Origin of the sequence: Pseudomyxococcus flavus, assembly GCF_050038885.1 — a bacterium.
Taxonomy (GTDB): Bacteria; Myxococcota; Myxococcia; order Myxococcales; family Myxococcaceae; genus Myxococcus; species Myxococcus flavus.
The window spans coordinates 326,152-346,646 of record NZ_CP143624.1; the positions used below are offsets into that span (position 1 = coordinate 326,152).

13 protein-coding genes are annotated in these 20,495 nt (G+C 67.7%); 7 read left to right on the plus strand and 6 right to left on the minus strand.

Annotated features, from left to right (window positions below; genetic code table 11):
- The 3 genes from VZL07_RS01245 to VZL07_RS01255 all read right to left on the minus strand — a co-directional run bounded on the left by VZL07_RS01245 (position 1) and on the right by VZL07_RS01255 (position 6,595).
- The gene (locus VZL07_RS01245) at positions 1–2,217 is read right to left on the minus strand and encodes a hypothetical protein (RefSeq protein ID WP_426753476.1); all 2,217 of its coding nucleotides are present in this window, start codon (positions 2,215–2,217) and stop codon (positions 1–3) included.
- Positions 2,218–2,238: 21 nt separating this feature from the next.
- Positions 2,239–4,584: a type VI secretion system tip protein TssI/VgrG gene (gene tssI / locus VZL07_RS01250; protein ID WP_426753477.1), complete on the minus strand. Its 2,346-nt coding sequence runs from the start codon at positions 4,582–4,584 to the stop codon at positions 2,239–2,241.
- Positions 4,585–5,206: 622 nt separating this feature from the next.
- Positions 5,207–6,595 carry a carotenoid oxygenase family protein gene (locus VZL07_RS01255; protein WP_426753478.1) on the minus strand — a complete coding sequence of 463 codons (1,389 nt, stop codon included), beginning with the start codon at positions 6,593–6,595 and terminating at the stop codon, positions 5,207–5,209.
- Positions 6,596–6,692: 97 nt separating this feature from the next.
- On the opposite strand from VZL07_RS01255, the gene VZL07_RS01260 reads away from it, so the two are divergent.
- Positions 6,693–7,346, plus strand: coding sequence for a TetR/AcrR family transcriptional regulator (locus VZL07_RS01260; protein WP_426753479.1), 654 nt, complete (start codon positions 6,693–6,695; stop codon positions 7,344–7,346).
- A gap of 188 nt (positions 7,347–7,534) precedes the next feature.
- On the opposite strand, the gene VZL07_RS01265 is transcribed toward VZL07_RS01260, so the two are convergent.
- Complete coding sequence (locus VZL07_RS01265) at positions 7,535–8,425, minus strand: alpha/beta hydrolase (RefSeq protein WP_426753480.1); 891 nt, start codon at positions 8,423–8,425, stop codon at positions 7,535–7,537.
- Positions 8,426–9,039: 614 nt separating this feature from the next.
- Here VZL07_RS01265 and VZL07_RS01270 point away from each other — a divergent pair.
- Together VZL07_RS01270 and VZL07_RS01275 are read left to right on the plus strand one after the other, a co-directional pair.
- A complete protein-coding gene (locus VZL07_RS01270) occupies positions 9,040–10,371 on the plus strand; it encodes a hypothetical protein (protein WP_426753481.1) in 1,332 nt (443 codons plus the stop codon).
- A 327-nt stretch (positions 10,372–10,698) separates the two neighbouring features.
- The gene (locus VZL07_RS01275; protein WP_426753482.1) at positions 10,699–12,132 is read left to right on the plus strand and encodes a carboxypeptidase regulatory-like domain-containing protein; all 1,434 of its coding nucleotides are present in this window, start codon (positions 10,699–10,701) and stop codon (positions 12,130–12,132) included.
- Positions 12,133–12,193: 61 nt separating this feature from the next.
- Here VZL07_RS01275 and VZL07_RS01280 read toward each other — a convergent pair whose 3' ends face one another.
- Positions 12,194–12,688: a winged helix-turn-helix transcriptional regulator gene (locus tag VZL07_RS01280; RefSeq protein WP_426753483.1), complete on the minus strand. Its 495-nt coding sequence runs from the start codon at positions 12,686–12,688 to the stop codon at positions 12,194–12,196.
- A gap of 97 nt (positions 12,689–12,785) precedes the next feature.
- On the opposite strand from VZL07_RS01280, the gene VZL07_RS01285 reads away from it, so the two are divergent.
- The 3 genes from VZL07_RS01285 (at position 12,786) to VZL07_RS01295 (ending at position 16,393) form a co-directional block, all read left to right on the plus strand.
- Positions 12,786–13,448 (plus strand): glutathione S-transferase family protein, encoded by a 663-nt coding sequence (locus VZL07_RS01285; RefSeq protein WP_426753484.1) that lies wholly within the window; start codon positions 12,786–12,788, stop codon positions 13,446–13,448.
- 200 nt (positions 13,449–13,648) lie between these two features.
- Positions 13,649–14,767, plus strand: coding sequence for an aldo/keto reductase (locus VZL07_RS01290; protein WP_426753485.1), 1,119 nt, complete (start codon positions 13,649–13,651; stop codon positions 14,765–14,767).
- 360 nt (positions 14,768–15,127) lie between these two features.
- Complete coding sequence (locus VZL07_RS01295; protein ID WP_426753486.1) at positions 15,128–16,393, plus strand: hypothetical protein; 1,266 nt, start codon at positions 15,128–15,130, stop codon at positions 16,391–16,393.
- 31 nt (positions 16,394–16,424) lie between these two features.
- On the opposite strand, the gene VZL07_RS01300 is transcribed toward VZL07_RS01295, so the two are convergent.
- On the minus strand, positions 16,425–19,574 hold the full coding sequence (locus VZL07_RS01300) for a DUF3427 domain-containing protein (protein WP_426753487.1): 3,150 nt from the start codon (positions 19,572–19,574) through the stop codon (positions 16,425–16,427).
- Between the two features lie 499 nt (positions 19,575–20,073).
- On the opposite strand from VZL07_RS01300, the gene VZL07_RS01305 reads away from it, so the two are divergent.
- Entirely contained in the window at positions 20,074–20,424 is a 351-nt protein-coding gene (locus VZL07_RS01305; RefSeq protein WP_426753488.1) for a calmodulin, read from the plus strand.
- The last annotated feature ends 71 nt before the right edge of the window (positions 20,425–20,495 follow it).

Genomic DNA, 20,495 nt, shown 5'->3' on the forward strand with positions numbered 1-20,495 from the left:
TCAAGGGACCTGGGGCGCATAATGGACCGTGATGTTCGCGGTGGCCGGAGGGTTTCCCGGTGGGAAGGCAGCGGTCAAGGTATTCACCAGCGGCGGGTAGGCCCACTGCTCGGTGCCCGTCAATGGCACCTCGTCCAACAGGACGTTGCGGACGAACCGCATGAAGCCCTGCCGCTCCCGGTAGCCATTGCCGCCGCCGTTGACCAGCCACGAAATGAAGCCCACGTGGTTGCCATTGAGCCCCTCGTCGCAGGCACGGTTGATGTTCCGAGTGCCGCGGAAGGTCTTGCTGACCCAGTAGAAGCCCCCGCTCTCGGCACTGTGCACGCTCTGCGTGCCCACCACCTGCGGGTCATACCGGGGCGCCCAGACCTGCGGCGTAGCCGCCGCCTGCCAGACATGGGTGGACGTGGCGGTGATGCGAGCGTCCACATAGGTGGCCGGGGCTGCCTGGTTCGCCAGTCCCTTGTAGCGCCCATAGCTGGCGTAGTTGATCGGCCAGGTCAACTGCATCAGGCCTCGGCCATAGAAGGCGCCATAGGCGTGGTTGTTGCCCGTCCCATACTCGGTCATCGTCGCGAGCAGGTTGGTCTCGATGTAGACCTGCGCCAGCGCGTGCGTCTGCCGCTGAGGGTTCGCGCCAAGATACTTCCGCATCAGCAGGTTGACGCTGGCCACGTGGTTGTTGGCGCGCTGCTGCGCCTGCGCCCAGGAGAGGTTCGCGTCCGACCCATCGGCGAGCGATCGGGTCCGCGGCAGACAGTGCGCCAGCTCCCGCGCGCTGAACCAGGCGCACCTCCGGAACGTCCGGATGAACTCCCGTGGGTTGAACCGCCAATGCGATTCGGGGAGCGCGAGGCCGGCCGCTCCCCAGAAACACAGGGCGGTGACGTGCGCCTTCAGCAAGTCGAAGGCCTCGTCGTTCATCGGCGTCGGGTTCTCCGGGCTCGCCGTCTTCAGCCAGCCCCAGCGCGCGTCGATGGTGGCGTCGTTCCACTCCGTCGCGAACTTGCAGACGACCTTCGCCATCCGGGCCGCGATGTCCGCCTGGCTGAGCCGGACCATGGCCTCGCTGGGCTCCACCTGGCCGTTGCCATCCACATCCAGCCAGCGCCGAATCGTCGCCGAATCACAACGGCTGTCCTGGTCGGTCGAGTCATCCACCAGCGTCCAGCCCCGCCAGTGCGGGAAGTCCGCGTCGCTGTATTTCGTGGTTCCGGTCGCGCTGAGGTTCACCCAGCCCTGCCCCCCCGGGTAGTGGATGCGCCGCCAGTGGGGTGTGTCCGCAGGGTCGAGGGTGTCCCCCCCGATGACCCGGCCAAACCGCAGCAACTCATACACCGCGCTGCGAATCGGGCGGCCGGCGGCGGGATAGGCGTCACTGATGCGAATGGCCTCCTGATACAACCCGTACTCGGCGGCGTCCTCCTCGAGGGTCGTTCCCACCACGCTGCCATCCACGAGATACGTGGTGACGTAGGCGTCGCCCCGGTTGCCGGCGAGGCCATGACCATCCGAGTAGCGGATGCCCACGAACAGGTCCTCGGTGGTGGTGTGGACCGGCGCCGCGGCAGGCTGGGTCTGGTTGGCGTCGGGCCGCTGCGCGAAGACGGCAGCGCCCGCTGGCACCCGGACATAGATTTCCCCGAACACCACCTGGGTGCGGCCATCCGCGCCGGTGTTCAGCTCCCCCGAGGCACGCCCGACCAGCCGTGACAGGTGGGTGTCGTCACACGCAATCTCCAGGTGCAGCTTGCGGTCGGTGCTGCCGTACACCTGCCCAGCCGCGCCGACCTCCGCCTTGCGGTAGATGGGCTGGTTGAGCGCCACGTCCGCGTGGATGCTCGACAGGTGCACGTAGATGGAGAAGAAGGTGACCTGCGCGTCCGCGCCTTCGCCAATCTCCGTCTCGTGGCGGATGACCACCACGCCGTCGTGCGTCCACCCTCCCCCGTAATTCAGCGCATGGTCGGGGTCCGCGACAGGCGCGGTGGGCTGGCGCACGTAGACCACGGTGCCGTTGGCGATGGCGCGCACGGGCAGCACCGTGTCGCCCTCCGTTGGCGCGGTGAGGTGGAGCCCCCCATGCCAGCCGAGGTTCTGGCTGACCGGGTAGGCCCCATCACCGGGCTGGCCGCCGGTCATGGCGGCGTTGAGCCAGTCATCCTCGGACTGGTCTGCCTGGCGCGTCACGAGAAAGGGGGGACTGATGAGCATGGCGACCTGGGTGTCAGCGGTTCAAATCCCGACCCGGTAGATGGGCAGCTTGGGCGCCGCCTTCTTGGCCTCGGGGTCCTCCAGCTTCTCCACCTTCTGCTTGGGGATGCTCTTGCTGGGAATGGAGCCTCCCTGGAGCTTCTTGACCTTCGAGCCCTTGAACTTGATCTCCGAGCCTTCGAGCGTGAGGGTCTTCGCGTAGAGCTTCACGTTCCCGGACTTCTCCACGCTCAGGTGGAGCCGGTTCCCGACGATGAGGGAGAACGTGTCGGCCTTGAGCGCGAAGGACTTCACCAGCGCGGCGACGGGCTGTTCCACCTGGAGCCAGGACTTCCCGCCCGCCTCCTCCTTCACGTCCTTGCCCGTCGTGAGCGTGAGCTGCCCCTTGACCTCGATCTGGAAGGTACCGCCCGTCTTGGACTGCTTGTTGTCGGCGACCGTCTCCTGCCGGCTGCCCAGCACGAGCTCCGTGTGGGCCGCGCCAATCTCCATGGCCCGCGCGCCGCCAGTCGCCTCGTTGTAGGCCAGCCCCACGTTGACGGTGTAGCCACCGCCAATGGTGGTGGCCTTCGCCGCGCCGACATTCTCCAGCGCCCCCTGGGAGATGAGGGCCGTCAGGTTGCCACCCACTGACAAGGTCTGGTTTCCCTCCACGGCCTCGTCATGGCTCCCCGTGGTGCGCGTCTCGCGGTTCTTCTGGACCACCAGCGTTTGATGGCCCTCCACCACGCTCACGTCGTCCAGCTCGACATGCAGCTTCTGGTTCCCCTCCACGGTGCGCTTGCGGTCCTTCTTCACCAGGAGGTCCTCGTACCCACGGACCTCCTGCCGCTTGTCGTCCTCCGTCAGGAGCTGCTCGTCCTTCTGCGCGTGGGTGAAGATCTCCTCCTCGCCCGCCGCGTCTTCGATGCGCACCTCGTTGAAGCCGTTGCTCCCCGGACTGGAGTCACTCTTGCGGGTGCTCTTGGTCTTCTCCGCCGGCAATGCGTAGGGCACCGTGTTGGCGCCGTTGTAGACGGCCCCCGCCACCAGCGGCCGATCCGGGTCCCCCTCCAGGAAGCGGACGACGACCTCCTGGCCGATGCGCGGCAACCAGACGTCTCCCCACGCCAGGCCGCCCCATGGCTGGCTCACCCGCACCCAGCACGAGGACTTCTCGTCCTGCTTCCCCTCTCGGTCCCAGTGGAACTGCACCTTGATGCGCCCGTGCGCGTCCGTGTGGATTTCCTCCCCCGCCGGCCCCACCACCGTTGCCGTCTGCGGCCCGGCAATCTGTGGCACGGGCGTCAGCCGCCGCGGCCGGAAGGGCACTGCCTTGGGCAGGAGCTGGAACTGGTTGCGGTACAGCCCCTGCAAGGTTTCGCTGCCGCCCGTCACGTCCGGCTGCATGCCCGAGTGCACCACCTCGGTGACGAGGTACTCGCCCGCGAACGTGCCTTCCTGCGGCGACTCCACCTTCAGCAGGTACCCGGGCGTCAGCCGGGGGGCCACCGCCGAGCCCGCCAGCGTGCGCCCGCCCATGCCCGCCTCCTCCTGCCGCACCCCTGCCGCGACCTTCCCCACCTCAGGCGCCACATGACCGGCCGGGTAGTCGTAGAGCTCCAGCGCCTCCACGCCACCGGCCGCCTTGGCCTTGCTCGAAACGTCCAGCGCCGGCTTCTCGAAGTCGAAGTCCTTCAGGTGCACCGCCCCCGGCCTCAGCCGATGCACCACCTCCAGCGCCGAGATGTACTCGGCCTCCACCACCGCCTTGCCCAGGCTCGCCATCAAGGGCAACGTCCCGCCCTGCGACAACGGCGAATGGGCGCTGGGCTTGTCCCCGAGCACCAGCGTGTGGGCCTCTTCCGTGTGCTCGAAGAAATAGAAGATGCCCTCCCACTCCATCAGCCGGCTCAGGAAGGCGAAATCACTCTCGCGGTACTGCACGCAGTATTCGCGCTTCGCGTAGCTGCCGGACAGCGCCAGCCGCACGTCCACGCCCGCCTCGCCCAGCACCGCCTTGAGGATGTCGGGCACGCTCTTGTCCTGGAAGATGCGGCTTCGGTGCACCTGCGTCAGCCGCCACAGCTTGGGCACCACATGGGCCCGGTAGCGCTGGCGGCCTGTCTTGAGCCCCAGCGACTCCACCGCGCGCACCTGGCCATGGACGACCCGAGGGAGGCCATCGCGCACCTCCAACGTGACGAGCGCGTCCTTGCCAACCAGGTCCGCCGCCGCCAGCGGCTCGCCATCTCCGGTGAAGAAGTCCACACGGAAATCGAACAGCCGGCTCATGCCTTCCACCCCGGAGAGCCCGGAGACACTCAAGACCTCGGCCCCGTAGGCCCCAACCTTCATGGAGAACGCAGGCGCACTGCGTCTGGACATGGTCTCCCCCATTGCCGATGGCGCTCGTCGAATCGTGCCCCTATTGGTCTGCCGTTGTCGAGCAGGCACGGACGAGAAGATGGGAAGCACTTCTGGGAGGACCTCCTCGTGCTCGGCCTGCGCCACCGTCCTGCGTGGGAAGCCCCCAGCAACGAGCGCCGACGGGCCGCATCGGCCGCGCGCTGGCGCCCCTTCCGTCCCAAAGCCCGAGCTTCCCAAGCTCGGGGGCGCGAGTTCGAGCCCTGTCCGCCGCTGACGCGTAAAGGCCTGTAGTCCTTGAGGAAAGTCGGGGCTGCCGACCTTCGTCGTCCCGGGCGCTCGGGCCGCCCCGCAGTATGGGCGCCGCAGCCGGAGCGAGGTCGGCCCCGCCGCGCCCCTCCCCGCCTCGTGTCGGCCGCAGGCCCGATGGCGGCAGTCTGGAGCCAGGGGTGAAGGCCCGCCTGCTGCGTCGCGGGCGCAGGGAGAGCCGGGCCCTGTGGGCCCGGCGCCGCGGGGGGCAGGTTCGTGTCCACGTGCCGCGGGACACGAGGCCGTGCCTCATCGCCGGCCTCGCCTCCCCCCGAGGTTGGGCCGCTTCCGTGTCAGCGCACGGCCTCCCCAATCACAGCGAGCTGGACATCGTCTACGCCGGCTCGTCCCCTGCCGCCGCGAAGCAGCCGTGAAATGTCACGGGGATGGCCTGCTCGAAGTGGACGGTCGCCAGCGGTCCGCCGTCGAGATGCTGGCCATCGAGCACCGCGACATAGGAGTGGTCCGTCGTCGAGTCGTACACCAGGTCGAGCACGAATGCGTCGTCCTGCGCCTCCCCTCGCGGGACGAGCACGGGCTCGCTCGGGAGATGTCCTGCCGGCGGGGTCCACTCCGAACTTGCCCCACGTTCGAGGTCGATGCGCGTCACTCCGGGGATGACGCGGTCCTGGCCACGACGCTCGGTTTGCGCGAACAGCGTGCCGTACCTCGCTCCGTGCACGCGCGGATGGACTTGTGGAAAGTCACAGGGAATGTCGCAGAGCGTGGCCTCGTGCGCCTTGCCGGACTTCAAGTCGAGCTTCACGCGCGTCAGCAGCGGAAGCGGCCCGTTCGATTCGAGCTCCCCAATCTCCTCGAGTGAAAACTCGGGGTAGCGGCAGAGGTCGACACAGGGCCCCTCCGCGTCCTCGAAGGCATTGGCGAAATGCCAGGTCCAGAAGGGGTCGAGCTCGAACGTCCGAGGAGAGTCGATTGCGTCGAGTGGAACGACGATGAGCCGAGCCCCCAGCTCGGGCTTCCATTGAAAGAGCTGGGTGACATCCCCCAGGCCCAACATCGCTCGCAGGAGGTTCAACTTCACCGGGCCCACGAAGAGGATGAGGTGCCGTTCCGTCGCCATGAAGTCGTGGACCATGCTGTGCCAGGGCGCCTCCACGGTGCCGAGCTTCGATGGCACGCCGTCGTCCGGCAGCGCGTACACGTCGATGCTCATCCGCTGGCCATAACGCACGCCGAAGTTGAACGTCGTCCGGAGCGAAGCGACGCGGTGAGGGTGCGCGGAGAAGGCGCTGGACACGACGCCCAGGTCCGTGGCCGCGAGGGTCTCCAGCGTGGCGGGGTCCATCTCCTGAAGGAGGCCGCTCTCCATGAGCGCGAAGAGCCGGTCCCGCCACAAGAATGTCGAGGTGTTACCCGTGGTCTTCGACAAGCCCCTTCTGGTCACTCGCATCCGGTCGAACCACGACGCCGCGGAGGTGTAGAGGAAGCGCCCTGCTTGCTCCTCCTCCCGGTAACCGGCGCTCTCGACGATGCGGCTCGCGCCCCACGCGCCACGCCCGTCGAAGCGCACCGCCGTCACGGCGCCGTCGGCCTCGAATGCGTGCGGGATGCGCGTGCCGAAGCGCTCGAAGAGGCCTGGCCCGGCGCGAAACAGCGTCCCCCGCAGGGACTCGGGGAGCCGCCCCTCGACCCGCAGCGGCTCGAAGCCATGGGGACGTGAGAGGGACCGCAACAACGGACTCACCGCATTCGCGCTTCGCATCCACGGCTCCCGGAAAGATTGGACCTGCGCCGAGGCAAAGTAAGTTACGATTACTTACTTTGCAACATCCGCCATCCCATCTACCCTGCGCACACGGATGGCCACGAAGACGCGAGCACGCCCGTACCACCACGGGGACCTCAAGCGCGCCCTGCTGGAAGCGAGCATCGAGCTCATTCGCGAAGAAGGCATCGACGCGCTCACCGTCGCCGAAATCGGTCGCCGCGTGGGCGTTTCGTCCGCCGCGCCCTACAAGCACTTCGCGGACCGTCAGGCCCTGCTGTGTGCGCTCGCCACGGAGGGGAACCGGCGGCTCGGCGAGGCCATCGTCGCCGCAGTGGGTGGGACACCCGAACCGCTCGAGGCCTTCCGGCGCTCGGGCATCGCCTACGTCCAATGGGCCGCCGAGAACCCGGCCCTGTATCGCATCGCCACGGACCCGGCGTACATCGACTACGCGTCGACGCCGCCTGGCGCGGAAGCGCCCGAGGTCCTCAAGGGCTCCATGGACACCTTCTGGTCGGACCTGGCGGAGCTGGTCCGGTCGGGCAGCGCGCTCCCCGCCGCGCATCCGCTGATGGAGCAACTCCGAGGTCGCGCACTCGCGCAGGGCCTGGCGAGCCTGTTCGTCAGCGGCGCCTTCGCTTCGCTCGGAATCGCGACCTCGGACGCCGAGCGGCTTGCCCGCGCCGTCACGGGCGAGGACGTTCCAGCCACGTCACGCCGGGGCAAGGCATCGCGCACGCGTTGAGCGCTGGATGCCAGCCAGCCGCGGTAGGCGATGCCCCCCCCACCAGGCAGCCTGGGGCGGGATTCCTGACGCCCCGGGCGCACTGAACGGGTGGGACGGCAGGCTCCCCGATTGGCCCGACCGTCCACACAGCGTCCAACGAGGTGCCTACGCCAGGCGCAGGCCCCGTCACCCACCGTGCCTTCCGCTCACGGTCCGTCGAGCACGGCCAGCATGCGCGGCAGCACGTCGAAGAACGCGTAGTTCCAGCAGCTGAAGTTGTGCCCGCCGTCACAACCGAATGGCTTCTGGCCCGGCGCGGGGCGACCATACATCTCGTAGTGGTGCGGCACGCCCGCGGCATTCAGCGCGTGGTGGAACCGATCCGTGGACGCTCCCGGGACGCGCTCGAGCACATCCCCATCCCAGATGCCCGAACCCGCGTACAAGGCGACGGCCACGCCCCGCAGGGACGCCGCGCGCGAGATGGGATTGTTCATGTTCCAGGCCTGGTCGAACGGCCAGAAGGGAGAGCCAAACGGCCCATCCGGGTTCTGCAGCCACCGTGTCCCCTCCTCCGTGATGGTGGCGCGGATGGCGGCGTCACCGAGGTCCAGGGCCCCCGAGAAACTGGCTGCATAGGCAAACAGGTCAGGGCGTCGCGCTGCGTAGCTGATGGCGCCGAAGCCCCCCATGGACAGCCCCGCGATGGCACGGCCCTGCTTGTACGCCAGCGTGCGAAGGTTCTGATCCACCCATGGAATGAGCTGGTTGAGGTGGAACTCCTCCCACGCCTGATTCACCCCACGAGGGAAGACCCAGTTCGTATACCAGCCGACCTTGCCGCCATCCGGCATGATGGTGATGACAGGCATGTTCTCGGTAATCGCATACGCCGCGCCGAACTCCACCCACTGTGCCGAGTTCGCGCCTCCACCGCCGTGCAGCAGGTAGACCACCGGGTAACGCACGCCCGGGTGGTTGTAATACCCCGTCGGCAGGAGCACCCGAACGTGGTGGCGCGGATCATAGACTGCGTGAGGGGCAATCAGCGGCGTGGAGATTTCCACGTCGATGAGCCGATCCGTGATGTGCCGCACCGCATGAACCGTGATGCCCTGCCCCGAATTGAAGCTCGGCGCGAGCGCGGTGTCGGATGCCGCCGCGCGACCTGGTCCTCCGAGGAGCAGGGCAACGAAGAAGACTCCCGCCAGCCTGCGTGCGGCACTGGGTTGCGGCTCGCGTCGTTCAAGAGAAGTGCTGGAAACAGCAATATCGTGCGACATCAATCTGCGCATCCTCGACCTCGGAGAGAGATGGGGCGCCATGGGCGCTACAACCACCAATGGCAGACGCGACGCTAGAGTGCGCATCTAGCCATGACAACGTACATGCCGGAGCGACTGAAGAATATCTGGGAAGGTGCCGCTGTCGCTGTGGCTTTCCAGTTCCTGCGGACGTAAAGGATTCACTACCACGCAGAGGCATGACGGCGGGTGGAGGCCCTACCTGCCCGAAGCCCGGCTCGTGAGCGCCTGGAAGCGTCCGGTGGCCTCCACGCAAGCGAGACACTCAGGTCGCGTCAGGAGCCCAGCTCCCCGTGGACGGCCGCGCTGTGTTGGACGGAGCAAGCCGGACTGCCCCCCGCGGGTAGCTGGTGACGTAGGTGGATGCCCCCAGCTTCACGCCGTTGTTCGCGAAGGGGAGGCTGCACATGAAGCGGGGAGTGAGGGCCGGCATCGCCGGGCTGGCGTTCGGGTCCATGCTGGTCGGCTGCGGGGTGGCGCCGGAGCAGGCATGGCAGGGCGACGTGGAGGACGCGACGACGGAGGGAGCGGTCGAGACAGCGGAAACCGCCGCGACAGAGACAACCGCCGAGGCCGAGGCGCTGATGAGCGTCGAGAACGGGCTCAAGGAAAACGGGGGCTACGTGGAGCCCGCCGCGCTGGCGCGTTTCTGGCCAGCGGTTGCGTACGGGGATGGCAAGTACTTCGCCGTCTGGACCGACGTGCGGACCGGTGGCATCTACGGCACGCGGGTGAAGCCAGACGGCACCGTGCTGGACCCGAAGGGCATCCGCATCAATATTGGAGACGTCGAAGGACGCCGGCCCGGCATCGCCTTCAACGGGAAGTACTTCTTCGTCGTGTGGGAGAGCATCGATGGCATTGACGGCGTGCGCGTGAAGCCGGACGGCACCGTGGTGGGCCCGGTGTTCCATGCCATCACGTCGGGCGAATCCGTCGGTCCGGCGCGCGTCGCCTGCTCCCCGAAGATCTGCCTCGTGACGTTCACCATCTCCGCTGACTTCTCGAACATCTTCTTCTCTCGGGTGACGAAGGACGGCGTCGTCCTCGATACGGGCGACGAGTCGCTCAGCGCCAGCAACACCTTCGCGAACGATGCCTCGTCGACCTGGAACAACAAGACGAAGGAGTTCCTGGTCGTCTGGTCCGACGAGCATGGCGAGGGCCCGGAGAACGCGGACATCTACGGCAACAGGGTGAAGGAGGACGGCACCATCCTCGACGGCAACGGCTTCCCCATCTCCGAGGCCGCGGGCGCCCAGACGACGCCTGACGTGGAGTGGACGCACAAGAACTATCAGGTGGTCTGGACTGATGACCGGAATGGGAACCCGGACATCTTCGGCGCGCGCGTGAGCAAGACGGGCACGGTGAAGGACCCCGACGGCATCCCCATCTCCGTCGCCGCGGGCGCGCAGGCCGAACCTCGGCTTGCCCACCACAATGACAAGTCCCTGGTCGTCTGGGATGACAGGCGAGACGGTCCGCACGCCGTCTGGGGTGCGCGGTGGGGCGAGGATGGCGAGGTCTGGGACCCCTCGGGCTTCCCCATCTCCACCGGGGACCAGCCACAAGAGTACCTGCCGGACGTCGCCTATGGCGGCGGCAAGTTCTTCGTCGTCTACTCGGGCCAGGAAACCTTCGATCCGCTCGAGCCGCACTTCATCCTGGGCACGCGGGTGACGCACCAGGCGGAATTGAAGGACGTGCCCGCCCTGCCGCTCACCCGCAAGCACTGATGCCTTGATGGCGTGTGCCTCGTCTGCGGCTGGTCAACACGCGGACTGCTGCTTCGAGTTCGCGTGCTGACCGGCGCATCGCCGCGTGTGAAACGAGGCACGCGCTTCAGGTCGCGCCCCCCCTGCGCGCCGCTTACTGGAAGCTCACCTTCCCCGCCTGCTGGTAGCAGACGTGGGCCACCCCATCGGTGGGCCGAGGATGGCCACGCTCGGGCGCGTGCCGTCCTCCACCTTGCCCAGCTGGGCTGTCACCTGGCCCCGGGTGCCCCTGGACATTTGCCTCCGGCCCGAGGAACGTCCGCCCTCGCCCACATAGGAGTCCCACTGATGCGACTCACGAGGACGTCCTGGCTCTGGGCCATCCTCCTGGCCCTCTCCGCCTGCAACCCCGACTCGCCCACGCCCGACTCCGGCGCCCAGCTCGGCCGCATGACGGGGCAGGCCCTCCTCGAGGGGGCGGCGTCTCACGAAGGCATCTTCCTCACCATCAGTGGCACCGAGCACCGTGCCATCACCGACGCGGCGGGCCACTTCGACCTGGGCTCGCTCGCCCCGGGCACCTACACGGTGGTGGCTCGAAAGGACCTCTACGCCGAGGCTCTGCAATCCGTGGAGGTCCGCGCGAACCAGCAGCACCAGGTCGGCCTGATGCTGAACCGACCCGCGGCCCCGGTGCTCACGGCTCCCGCCCTCGCGGTCCAACGCGGCCACCTGCGGCTGACAGGCGCCCACTTTGGCCATGAGCGTAGAACCACCCGCGTCTCGATTGGCGGCGTGGACGTCGAGGAGTACCTCGCCTGGTCGGACACCGAAGTGGTGGTGCGCGTGCCCGGGAGCCTCACGCCCGGCATGCACGAGGTGGTCATGACGACCGGCCTGGGCCAGAGTCCCGCGGCGACCGCCTCGGTGCGCGTCCTCCGGCAGCGGACGCTCGCATACGCAGCCGACTGGGGCATCGGCGTCCTGCCGGACAACACCGTCACCGTCTGGGGCTCGGCCGACGCCCAGAACGACGTCACGTCGATTCCGGCGGGACTTTCCGATGTCGTGAGCGTGGCCTCGGGGCTGTCCTTCGCGGTGGCCTTGCAGGCGGATGGAACCGTCGTCAAGTGGGGAGGCCCCGACCCCATTCCGGTGCCCGCGGGGCTGTCGGACGTGGTGGACATCAGCGCGTACCATGTCCTGCTCCTCGCGCTCAAACGTGATGGGACGGTCGTCGCCATCGGCCCCGAGGAGGCGGAGGAGACACATGTCCCCGAAGGGCTTCAGGACGTGGTCGCGGTGTCCGCGGGGGCGTTTCATGCCATGGCACTCAAGGCGGACGGTACCGTCACCGTCTGGGGGCAGGACACGCTTGACCTCCTCGCGATCCCCGCGGGCCTGGAGAACGTGGTGGCCATCGCGAACACGAGCAGCAGCGGACTCGCGTTGCGGGCGGATGGGACCGCGGCCGTCTGGGGCTTTGGCGCGGCGTACTACGACCTCGCGCTCACCCCAGACCTCGGCGACGTCGTTGATATCGCGGGAGGTGAACATCACTACGTGGCGCTCCGGTCCAATGGAACCATCGTCGCCTGGGGAAACAGCGCCTATGGCCAGACCACGCCTCCCGCCGGATTGACGGATGGCGCGGCTGTCGCGGGCCAGGCCTTCAACAAGAGCCTGGTCCTCCGGCAGAACGGCACCATCGCCTCCTGGGGTGATTCCTCTCCCTCGAAGCTGCCACCACCGGGCCTCGTCCTGCGCGTTCCCGCCCGCTAGCACGGGCGGAGTGCCGGCGCCCCGACGCCCTCACAGGTGACGGGCGCCGCGCTCGCCCCTCTCAGCGACCACGCTGCGCCAGTGCCTTCTCGTAGGCCGCCTGCAGCTCGCCGAACACCGAGCGCGTCGGACGCGGCGCGCCGAGGTGCAGGTGGCGCAGCTCGTCCATGAAGGCGTTCCAGAGCGGAGTGCCTCCCTGCTCCAGCAGCTCCGCGCGCACGGACAACTCCTTGCTCGGACGCGTATGCCGGCGGCCCCAGGCGCCCATGTGCGCGAGGAGCGGAACGAGCTGAATGGCCGCTTCCGTGAGACTGTAGATTCCCTTCTGCCGGTGTTTCGGGTCAGGGCGCCGCGTCAGCAGGCCGGAGGCGGTCAGGCGCTTCAGGCGGTCCGCGAGGATGTTCGAGGCGATGCCTTCCTCGCTCTGGGCGAGCAGGTCGCCATAGCTGCGCCTGTTCCCGAACATGACGTCACGGATGACGACCAGGCTCCAGCGGTCGCCGAGCATCTCGAGCGTCAGGTTGATCGGGCAGCCGGAGCGTCCTGTCTGCGCCATGGTCACTCTCCTACGACTACTACTTGCGATACGCAAGCAGTGCGGTAGGGTTCAGACCGCTTGCAAATAGCAAGCGGTCTGAATCGGGAGTTTCACAATGGCGCTCGTGCTCTACGGTCATCCCTTCTCCTCGTACACGCAGAAAGTCCTCATCGCGCTGTACGAGAATGACACCCCCTTCGAATTCCGCTGTATCGGGCCGGAGACGCCCCAGCACTCGGCCGAGTGGGCGAAGCGCTGGCCGCTGCGCAAGTTCCCGCTGCTGGTGGACGGCGAGCGCAACATCGCCGAGACCAGCATCATCATCGAGTACCTGCAGCTCGAGCATCCCGGGCCCGTGCGCCTGCTGCCCGCGGACCCCACGTCCGCGTTGGACGTGCGCTTTTTCGACCGCTTCTTCGACCTGCACGTCATGAACGCGGCACAGCACGCGGTCGACGGCGCGCTGACGGGGGACCCGGTGAAGCGCCAGGAAGGAATGGCCATGGCGGTGAAGAAGCTGGAGCTCGCCTACGCCTGGCTCGAAGGGCAGCTCGCCGGCAGGACGTGGGCCGCCGCTGGCGCGGATTTCACGCTGGCGGACTGCGCGGCCGCGCCCTCGCTGTTCTATGCGGACTGGACGCACCGGATCTCCGAGGCCTATCCCACGCTGCGCGCCTACCGCACGCGGTTGCTCGCGCGCCCGTCCTTCGCCCGCGCGGTGGACGAGGCACGGCCATTCCGGCCGCTCTTCCCTCTGGGAGCCCCAGACCGGGATTGAGGCTCCACGCGGGTCAGGTCCACGTTGTGCGGCTCCGTCCCCCCACCTCTGCCGTGCGGGCCGCCCCAGCGTGCCCCATGGGGGCCGAGCAGGCGCCTTCAATCCGGCGCAAGAAGCGGGCTGCCTCCAGGTGGACGGTCCTCTATCCGTAGCTGAGCGATGGGGAGCACACCCCATCACCACGGATGGAGAGCACCACCATGTCGACGCGGCACATTGAGTCTTTGGCGAATTACCACCTGCTCGGTCAGACGGGCCTGCGGGTGAGCCCGCTGGCGCTGGGCACGATGAACTTCGGTACCGACTGGGGCTGGGGCATCAGCGGCGAGGACGCGCACCGCCTGCTGTCACGCTACCTGGAGGCGGGTGGCAACTTCCTCGATACCGCGGATGCATACACCTCCGGCTCCAGCGAGCGCATCATCGGCGACTACTTCGCGAAGCATGGCGGGAGGCAGCGGGCGGTCATCTCCACCAAGTTCTCTGCCAACCTGTCGCCGGGGGACCCGAATGCCGGCGGCAACAGCCGCAAGCACATCTACTCCGCGCTCGAAGGCTCGCTGCGCCGCCTCAAGACGGACTACGTGGACGTGTACTGGCTGCACGTCTGGGATGGCCTGACGCCCGTGGAGGAAGTCATGGGGACACTGACCGGCCTCGTGCGCGAGGGCAAGGTGCGCTACATCGGCTTCTCCGACGTGCCCGCCTGGTACTTCGCGCGTGCGCAAACCCTGGCGGAGCGCAACGGCTGGGAGAAGGTCGCCGCGCTGCAATTGGAGTACTCGCTCGCTGAGCGCCATATCGAGCGCGAGCACCTCCCCGCCGCGCTCGCGCTGGGGGCCGCCCTCACTCCCTGGAGCCCCCTGGCAGGTGGCCTCCTCACTGGCAGATACACCCGCGAGGGAACCCAGCCGAAGGGCGATGGGCGGGCCCATGCACTGCTGGCCAGCGGCAACCCCGTGGCGGACAAGTTCCTGCAGGAGCGCCCCTGGGCCATTGTCGAGACGCTCGTCGCGGTGGCGAAAGAGGTGGAACGCTCGCCCGCCCAGGTGGCGCTCAACTGGGTCGCGACGCGTCCGGGCGTCGTGTCCACCATCATCGGTGCGAGCAGGCTGGAGCAGTTGGAGGACAACCTGCACGCGCTCGACTTCACGCTGCCGCCCGAGCTCTCGGCGAGACTGGAGGTCGCGAGTCGGCCCGAGCTCTTCAACCCGTACGTGTTCTTCGAGAACCCCTTCTTCACCCGAGGAATGCTCGCGGGAAATACCACCGTGAGCGCGGAGCCTCGCGGGTTCCGGGGGCCACTCCAGGCCCGGTAGTGGCCTGCCTCTGCGCGAGGGGAGCTGCGGGGAAGCACTAAAGCCCCTCACCCATCGGCGGCGTCGCTCTCATGGGGCGCCCGTCGCAGTGCAACTCCACCCCCTCCTCGCCGACGGGTGCCCACAGCGCACTCTTGAATCGGGCTCCTCGTGAGCGACAAGGCCCCAGACCTTCATCCGGTAGGTGATGTGGCCGTCCCCTGCTCCCGACAAGCGCTCCAGCACCAACCCCTCCATGGGGCGAAGCCTTGATGAACGGCGGGACGATATGGCCACACCGATTTCTGCGTTTTCACGGGGTAGCCCGTTCCCGTTCCGGGAGGGCGTCCCCCAACCTTGGGCGCACTTGAAGGGTCCGCAATGTCCCGTCTTGGTCTCTCGTTCATCGTGCTTGTCGCATGGACGTCCGCTTTCGCCTCTCCACCCCAGCACACGGAAGTGGAGTCGCTCGCTTCTCCGCCCACGCCGTTCGCGGTCCTGCGCGAGCACGTCGTCGGGGACGTTCATCATTATCGGTTCGACATCCGCGTCGGCTCCACGCCGAACGCCATCGTGCGTGTCCATCGCGTCGTCCGCGAGCGCGCACCGTGGCGTTCACGGTCGCCCACACATGCGATCATGTTGCTTCACGGCGACTTCGCCAACTTCGTCACGAACTTCGTGCCGACGCTCGGCAACCCCGCGTCGTCGGCGCCGGGGCTCGCGCCGTACCTCGCGGCCCGGGACATCGACGTCTGGGGCGTCGATCGTCGCTGGACACTGCCCTCCGCCAACGGAGACATCTCTGACCTGGGCGAGATGGGTGTTGACCAGGAGCTCGGAGATATCGCCGTCGCGCTCGCCTTCGCACGAGCGACGCGGCCCGGCGACGACCGCGCTTCGAGCCGGATCGTGCTCGGCGGATTCTCGCATGGCGGTGAGCTCGCCTACGCGTATGTCGCCGCCGGCGGCCGCCACGTGTCGGCGCTTGCCGTGCTCGACGCCTACTACGACATCGCGCCCGAGCACGCGGAGCTGCGTGAGCTGGCGTGTGCGAATGCCGCCGCGGGACGCGAGGCGCTTGCGCAAGGCGTGACGGACTCCGACAACAGCTTCTTCATCGAGCTGGGCACGCTGGCCCGGAGCGCGCCCCAGGCACCGTCGCCCGTGTTCTCGGGCTACACGAATCGCGGAGCGCTGCTCGCGATGAACGGGCTGACCTATCTGCTCGCGCCCTATACCCCGCTGTACCACCTGAGCGCGCCCATCCTCGACGCTGGTGGCAACGTCACGGCGTTGCGTGAGTCGGCTGAGGACGACGTGAGCGCGTGGTTCGCCAGCGCGCCGCCGCACCAGTCGCTGCGTGAGACCGTGGAGCTCGACGAAATCTGGTGCGGTCAGACGCCAAGGCCCGAGCTCGCGAACATCCGAGTCCCGTTGTTCTACCTTGGTGCCGCGGGCGCGTTCGGTGACTACGGGTTGTATTCGACGACGCGGGTGTCATCGACGGACGTCACGACGCACGTCGTCCGCCGCTTCGGTCCGGAGCGAGTCGCCGAGGACTTCGGCCATGGTGACCTCTTGTACGCGGCGGATGCCCCGACGCTCGCGTGGCAACCGCTCGCGGCGTGGCTGCTGAGCCACTGAGGAGGGCCCTCTCTCGGGAGTCTGGCGCGGCCTACCCGGCCGCCACCTTCGTGGCCTGGAAGAAGTCCGCCGGCATGGGCCGCTCCAGCTCCCAGAGGATGCGCATGGGCCGTTCCGACTCGTGACTCACGTAGCGGACCGGCCCCAGGCACAGGTAGGGCATCGACTCGCCACGGTCATCCTTCTTTCGCTCGCGCACGAAGAGGATGACGCGCGTCCCTCGCTGGACATGCTCCACGTACCGCCGACCGGTGGGCGACGCGGACGACGTGGCGTTCTGCGACTCCCAATGGAACAGGGTGGGCGAGACGGCATAGTCCGCGTAGCGGGTGGTGGGCTTGAAGTCCGCGTCCGACTTGTCGAGCGTGACGAAGAGCAGGTCGGTCTTGTGCGCTTCCACCCACAGGACGCCTTCCCGCACTTCCCGCAGGGTCCCCTTCGTCCCCAGCACGCCGTAGGCGGCGATGACCTCGTAGAGGCCATAGGTCGCGTGGCTCACGAGAGGCACGGCCCCGGACGGGTCCAGCGATGTGTGCACCCTTCGGCTCCGGTCCGCGAGCAACTCCAGCAACTCCAGCAGTTCCTCGCGAAGCGGCTCGGAGGACCACAGCTCGGACAACGCTTGCGTCCACTCCGACACAGCGCGGCTCCGGAAGCCCAGCGCCGCGAACAGCATCCACTGGAGGCGCTGCTCCCGGCTGCCGGGCAACGCGGGCTCCGGAGGTGCAGGCTGGGCCACCCAGTCACGCCATCGCCGCAGCCGTTCTTCGTCTCCCACGTGAAGCAAGCGCGCCAGGGCCTTGGAGAGCGCAGCCTCGTGCGGCCCGGCCGGGCGTTTTTCATAACCGGCGTCACGACGCAGGCTCGCAAAGGCGCTGCGCTCCGTAGGCCGGCCGTAGACCTCCTCCAGCTCGTAGCCGGTGGCTTCCAGGAAGGCCGACAGGCGCGTCTCGGACGGCAGCGACAGGAGTTCCTCGAGCAACATGCGCCGCGCCTGGAAGACGGCTGCGCGGACGTTCTGCAGGACGTAATCCCGGGCAATCCTGTCCAACCGGATGGCACAGCCGGGAGGTAGGCGTGGGAAGTCGTGCTCCAACTCGTTCTCGAGCTGCCGGCGCGTCCCACCGACAATGGCCCGGTAGCGCACGTCGAAGCGGTAGCTCTTGTGTGCCTGCCCGATGAAGTCGAGCACCGTGAGGACGCTCTTGCCGGAGCCATGGGACCAGCGCAGCCCGCGGCCCAGTTGCTGGAGGAAGATGGTGGCACTCTCCGTGGGCCGGAGCAGGAGCAGCGTGTCCACCTCGGGGATGTCCACGCCCTCGTTGAAGAGGTCCACCGTGAAGACAGCCTGGAGCTCGCCGCGCCGGAGCCGGGACACGGCCTCTCGGCGCTCTCCATCCGGAGTGCCAGCATGCAGGGCCACGGACCTGAGTCCCGCGGCGTTGAAGTGGCGGGCCATGACCTCCGCGTGCGTGACGCCGACGCAGAATCCCAGGGCCCGCATGGCCTGCGGGACATGGACGTACTCCGCCACCGCCTGAAGAATGCGGCGGGCTCGGAGGTCATCGCCGGTGTACAGGGCTTCGAGCTCGCCCTTCGCGTACATGCCCCGCTTGAATGTCACGGAGGAAAGGTCGGTGCTGTCGTGTACGCCGAAATACTGGAAGGGGCAGAGCAACCCCTGTTCGAGGGCCTGCCAGAGGCGGACGTCGCAGGCGATGCGGCCGTCGAACCAGCCCAGGACGGACTGGCCGTCTCCCCGGTCCGGAGTCGCGGTGAGGCCGAGCAGTATGCGCGGTCTCAGACGCTCCAGCAGTCTGCGGTACGTGGGCGCTTCGGAATGGTGGAACTCGTCCACGACCACGACGTCGTACGCGTCCGGTGCCAGCGTCTCGAGCTGCCGCTGCAGGGACTGCACGGAGGCGAAGACATGGTGCCCGTGGACCGGGCGCTCGCCCGCGACGAGCCGCTCGCCGAAGGCGGCGTCCTGCAACACCAACTGGAAGACCTGCTGGCTCTGGATAAGGATTTCATCCCGGTGCGCGACGAATAGGAGCCGTTCATGCCCCTGGGCGCGCAGCCGCCGATAGTCGAAGGCAGCCACCCAGGTCTTACCGGTGCCCGTCGCGGCGACGACAAGGTTCTTCCGGTGCCCATGCTGGCGCTCCGCCTCCAGCGCTTCGAGCATCTGCCGCTGGTGGGGCTTCGGTTCGAACTCAATGTTGAGCGCCACGAGGCGCTCCAGCGAGGACTTCGCGGAGCCGCCCTGCTCCCGGGCGAGTGCCGCGGACAGCCGTTCACCGTCGCGGTCCGGGTCATAGGCGACGAACTCCGGCTCGCTCCAGTACTGCTCGAACGTCGCGCCGACCCGCTCGAGGATACCGGCGTTGTCCGCGTGGCTCACGCGCACGTTCCACTCCAAGCCGTCCACCAGCGCGCTGTGGGTCAGGTTGGATGAGCCGATGTAGGCGGTGTGCAGGCCCGTCTTGCGGTGGAAGAGCCAGGCCTTGGCATGGAGGCGCGTCTGGTCGGTCTCGAAGGAGACCTTCACGTTGGCGCCCAGCTTCACCAGGTCGTCGAGCGCGCGGCGCTCCGTGGAGCCGGTATATACGGTGGTGATGACGCGTAGCCGGCCACCCCGGCGGACGAAGTCTTCGAGCTGCTTTCGGACCAGGCGCAAACCCGCGAAGCGGACGAAGGCACAGAGGAGGTCGATGCGATCGGCGCTTTCGATTTCCCGCGCGAGCTCGGGCCCCACCTGGTAGTCGCGGCGGCCATTCACCAGCAGCCCACTCTCCGCGAGGGAGAGGTGGGGCCGGGGTGTTGGCTTCGGCGTCGTGAGGCCATTCCCGACCCGTCGCGCCTCGCGCAGCATCTGCGCCTCTTCGTACACCTGGTCTGTCAGGAGGACGGTGTCGTCGTTCCCCGCCTTGTTCAATAGCGAGATGAGGTCATTGGCGAGACGCACCTGATTTTCGACCTGCGCCTCGTCCGAGGGCACGGAGGCCAGCGCGCGGCGCGCCAGCACGTAGACATGGCGGGCGAGCACCTCGGGCAGCATTGCCGCATCGCACTTCTGAACGTCGAGCCACCAGCCCTCACGGCTCGAAGCATCGAGTTGGTCACGCAGTGCCAGGCTGAGGAGCGTCTCGTAGAGTCCGGGCTCGAGCGAGGAAGACATGCGTGGAGTTTACACCTACGCCCTGGACCGTCGCGCTGATTGCCGCCGCCGCGGCATGCCCTTGCTCGAATCGAAGATGGGCATGACTGCGATGCGAATCCAAGCTCCTGCAGGACATCGTCCCAGGCCCCGCCTCGTCCTATCCGCAGGACCTGCTGCGCGCCGGCGACTTCATCTACTTCACGGCACTGGATGGACAATTCAGCCGGGAGACTTGGGTGTTGCCCGTACCGGCCCCCCTGGCTGCAAGTCACTGACGCCTCGCCACCCCGTCGCGCTGGCGGCCTGCCGGTTCTCGGAGGCCGCCCCAACCCGGCGGAGACGGAGCGCAACGCCGTGAGCACGAGCTCCTTCTCTCGAGGCCCCACTGCCCCTTGCGGCTGTCTCGGACGCCACGCCTCACGGCGCTGCATTCAAGACACACCTCCCCTACCGGTAGGTGATGCAAGCGTGCGAGGACAACCTCCTATATGGGGCCCCTACCCCAAGGAGCCCTGCAATGGCAAACCCAGTACGCTTCGCCTTCACGCAGCATGCCCAGCCCAACCTGGAGTTCATCATCGAGTTGACTGACGAGAATACGATTGCACATGCACGGAGGATTCTCTCTGGCGAGGAGCGGAACGAAGTCCACGTCCACGGACGCATCATCAAGCGGGCCGCGGCCTACAACCCGAAGTTCTCCTTCCACCTGGACCCGAACACCATCCGCTTCTTCTCGATGGCCATCGAAGTCTGCGATGCCAACATGACGTATGTGGAAGACCACCTGGACGAGGCGGGCGGTGCATTCCTCCCGGGCGGCCACTGGTGCCCGTGGGACTCGAGGCTGACGCGCGAAGTCACCTGATCCTGTTCAGGTAGGTCGGCGAGGGGCTGGCCCTGCGTGGCCGAAGAAGCCACGCAGGGCCGAGGGGCTGC

Excerpts from the sequence above, each read along its gene's own strand:
- VZL07_RS01270 (WP_426753481.1), top strand. The coding sequence starts at position 9,040 with ATGAAGCGGGGAGTGAGGGCCGGCATCGCCGGGCTGGCGTTCGGGTCC.
- VZL07_RS01290 (WP_426753485.1), top strand. The coding sequence starts at position 13,649 with ATGTCGACGCGGCACATTGAGTCTTTGGCGAATTACCACCTGCTCGGT.
- VZL07_RS01305 (WP_426753488.1), top strand. The coding sequence starts at position 20,074 with ATGGCAAACCCAGTACGCTTCGCCTTCACGCAGCATGCCCAGCCCAAC.
- VZL07_RS01285 (WP_426753484.1), top strand. The coding sequence starts at position 12,786 with ATGGCGCTCGTGCTCTACGGTCATCCCTTCTCCTCGTACACGCAGAAA.
- tssI (WP_426753477.1), bottom strand. The coding sequence starts at position 4,584 with ATGTCCAGACGCAGTGCGCCTGCGTTCTCCATGAAGGTTGGGGCCTAC.
- VZL07_RS01280 (WP_426753483.1), bottom strand. The coding sequence starts at position 12,688 with ATGGCGCAGACAGGACGCTCCGGCTGCCCGATCAACCTGACGCTCGAG.
- VZL07_RS01260 (WP_426753479.1), top strand. The coding sequence starts at position 6,693 with ATGGCCACGAAGACGCGAGCACGCCCGTACCACCACGGGGACCTCAAG.
- VZL07_RS01275 (WP_426753482.1), top strand. The coding sequence starts at position 10,699 with ATGCGACTCACGAGGACGTCCTGGCTCTGGGCCATCCTCCTGGCCCTC.
- VZL07_RS01245 (WP_426753476.1), bottom strand. The coding sequence starts at position 2,217 with ATGCTCATCAGTCCCCCCTTTCTCGTGACGCGCCAGGCAGACCAGTCC.
- VZL07_RS01255 (WP_426753478.1), bottom strand. The coding sequence starts at position 6,595 with ATGCGAAGCGCGAATGCGGTGAGTCCGTTGTTGCGGTCCCTCTCACGT.
- VZL07_RS01300 (WP_426753487.1), bottom strand. The coding sequence starts at position 19,574 with ATGTCTTCCTCGCTCGAGCCCGGACTCTACGAGACGCTCCTCAGCCTG.
- VZL07_RS01295 (WP_426753486.1), top strand. The coding sequence starts at position 15,128 with ATGTCCCGTCTTGGTCTCTCGTTCATCGTGCTTGTCGCATGGACGTCC.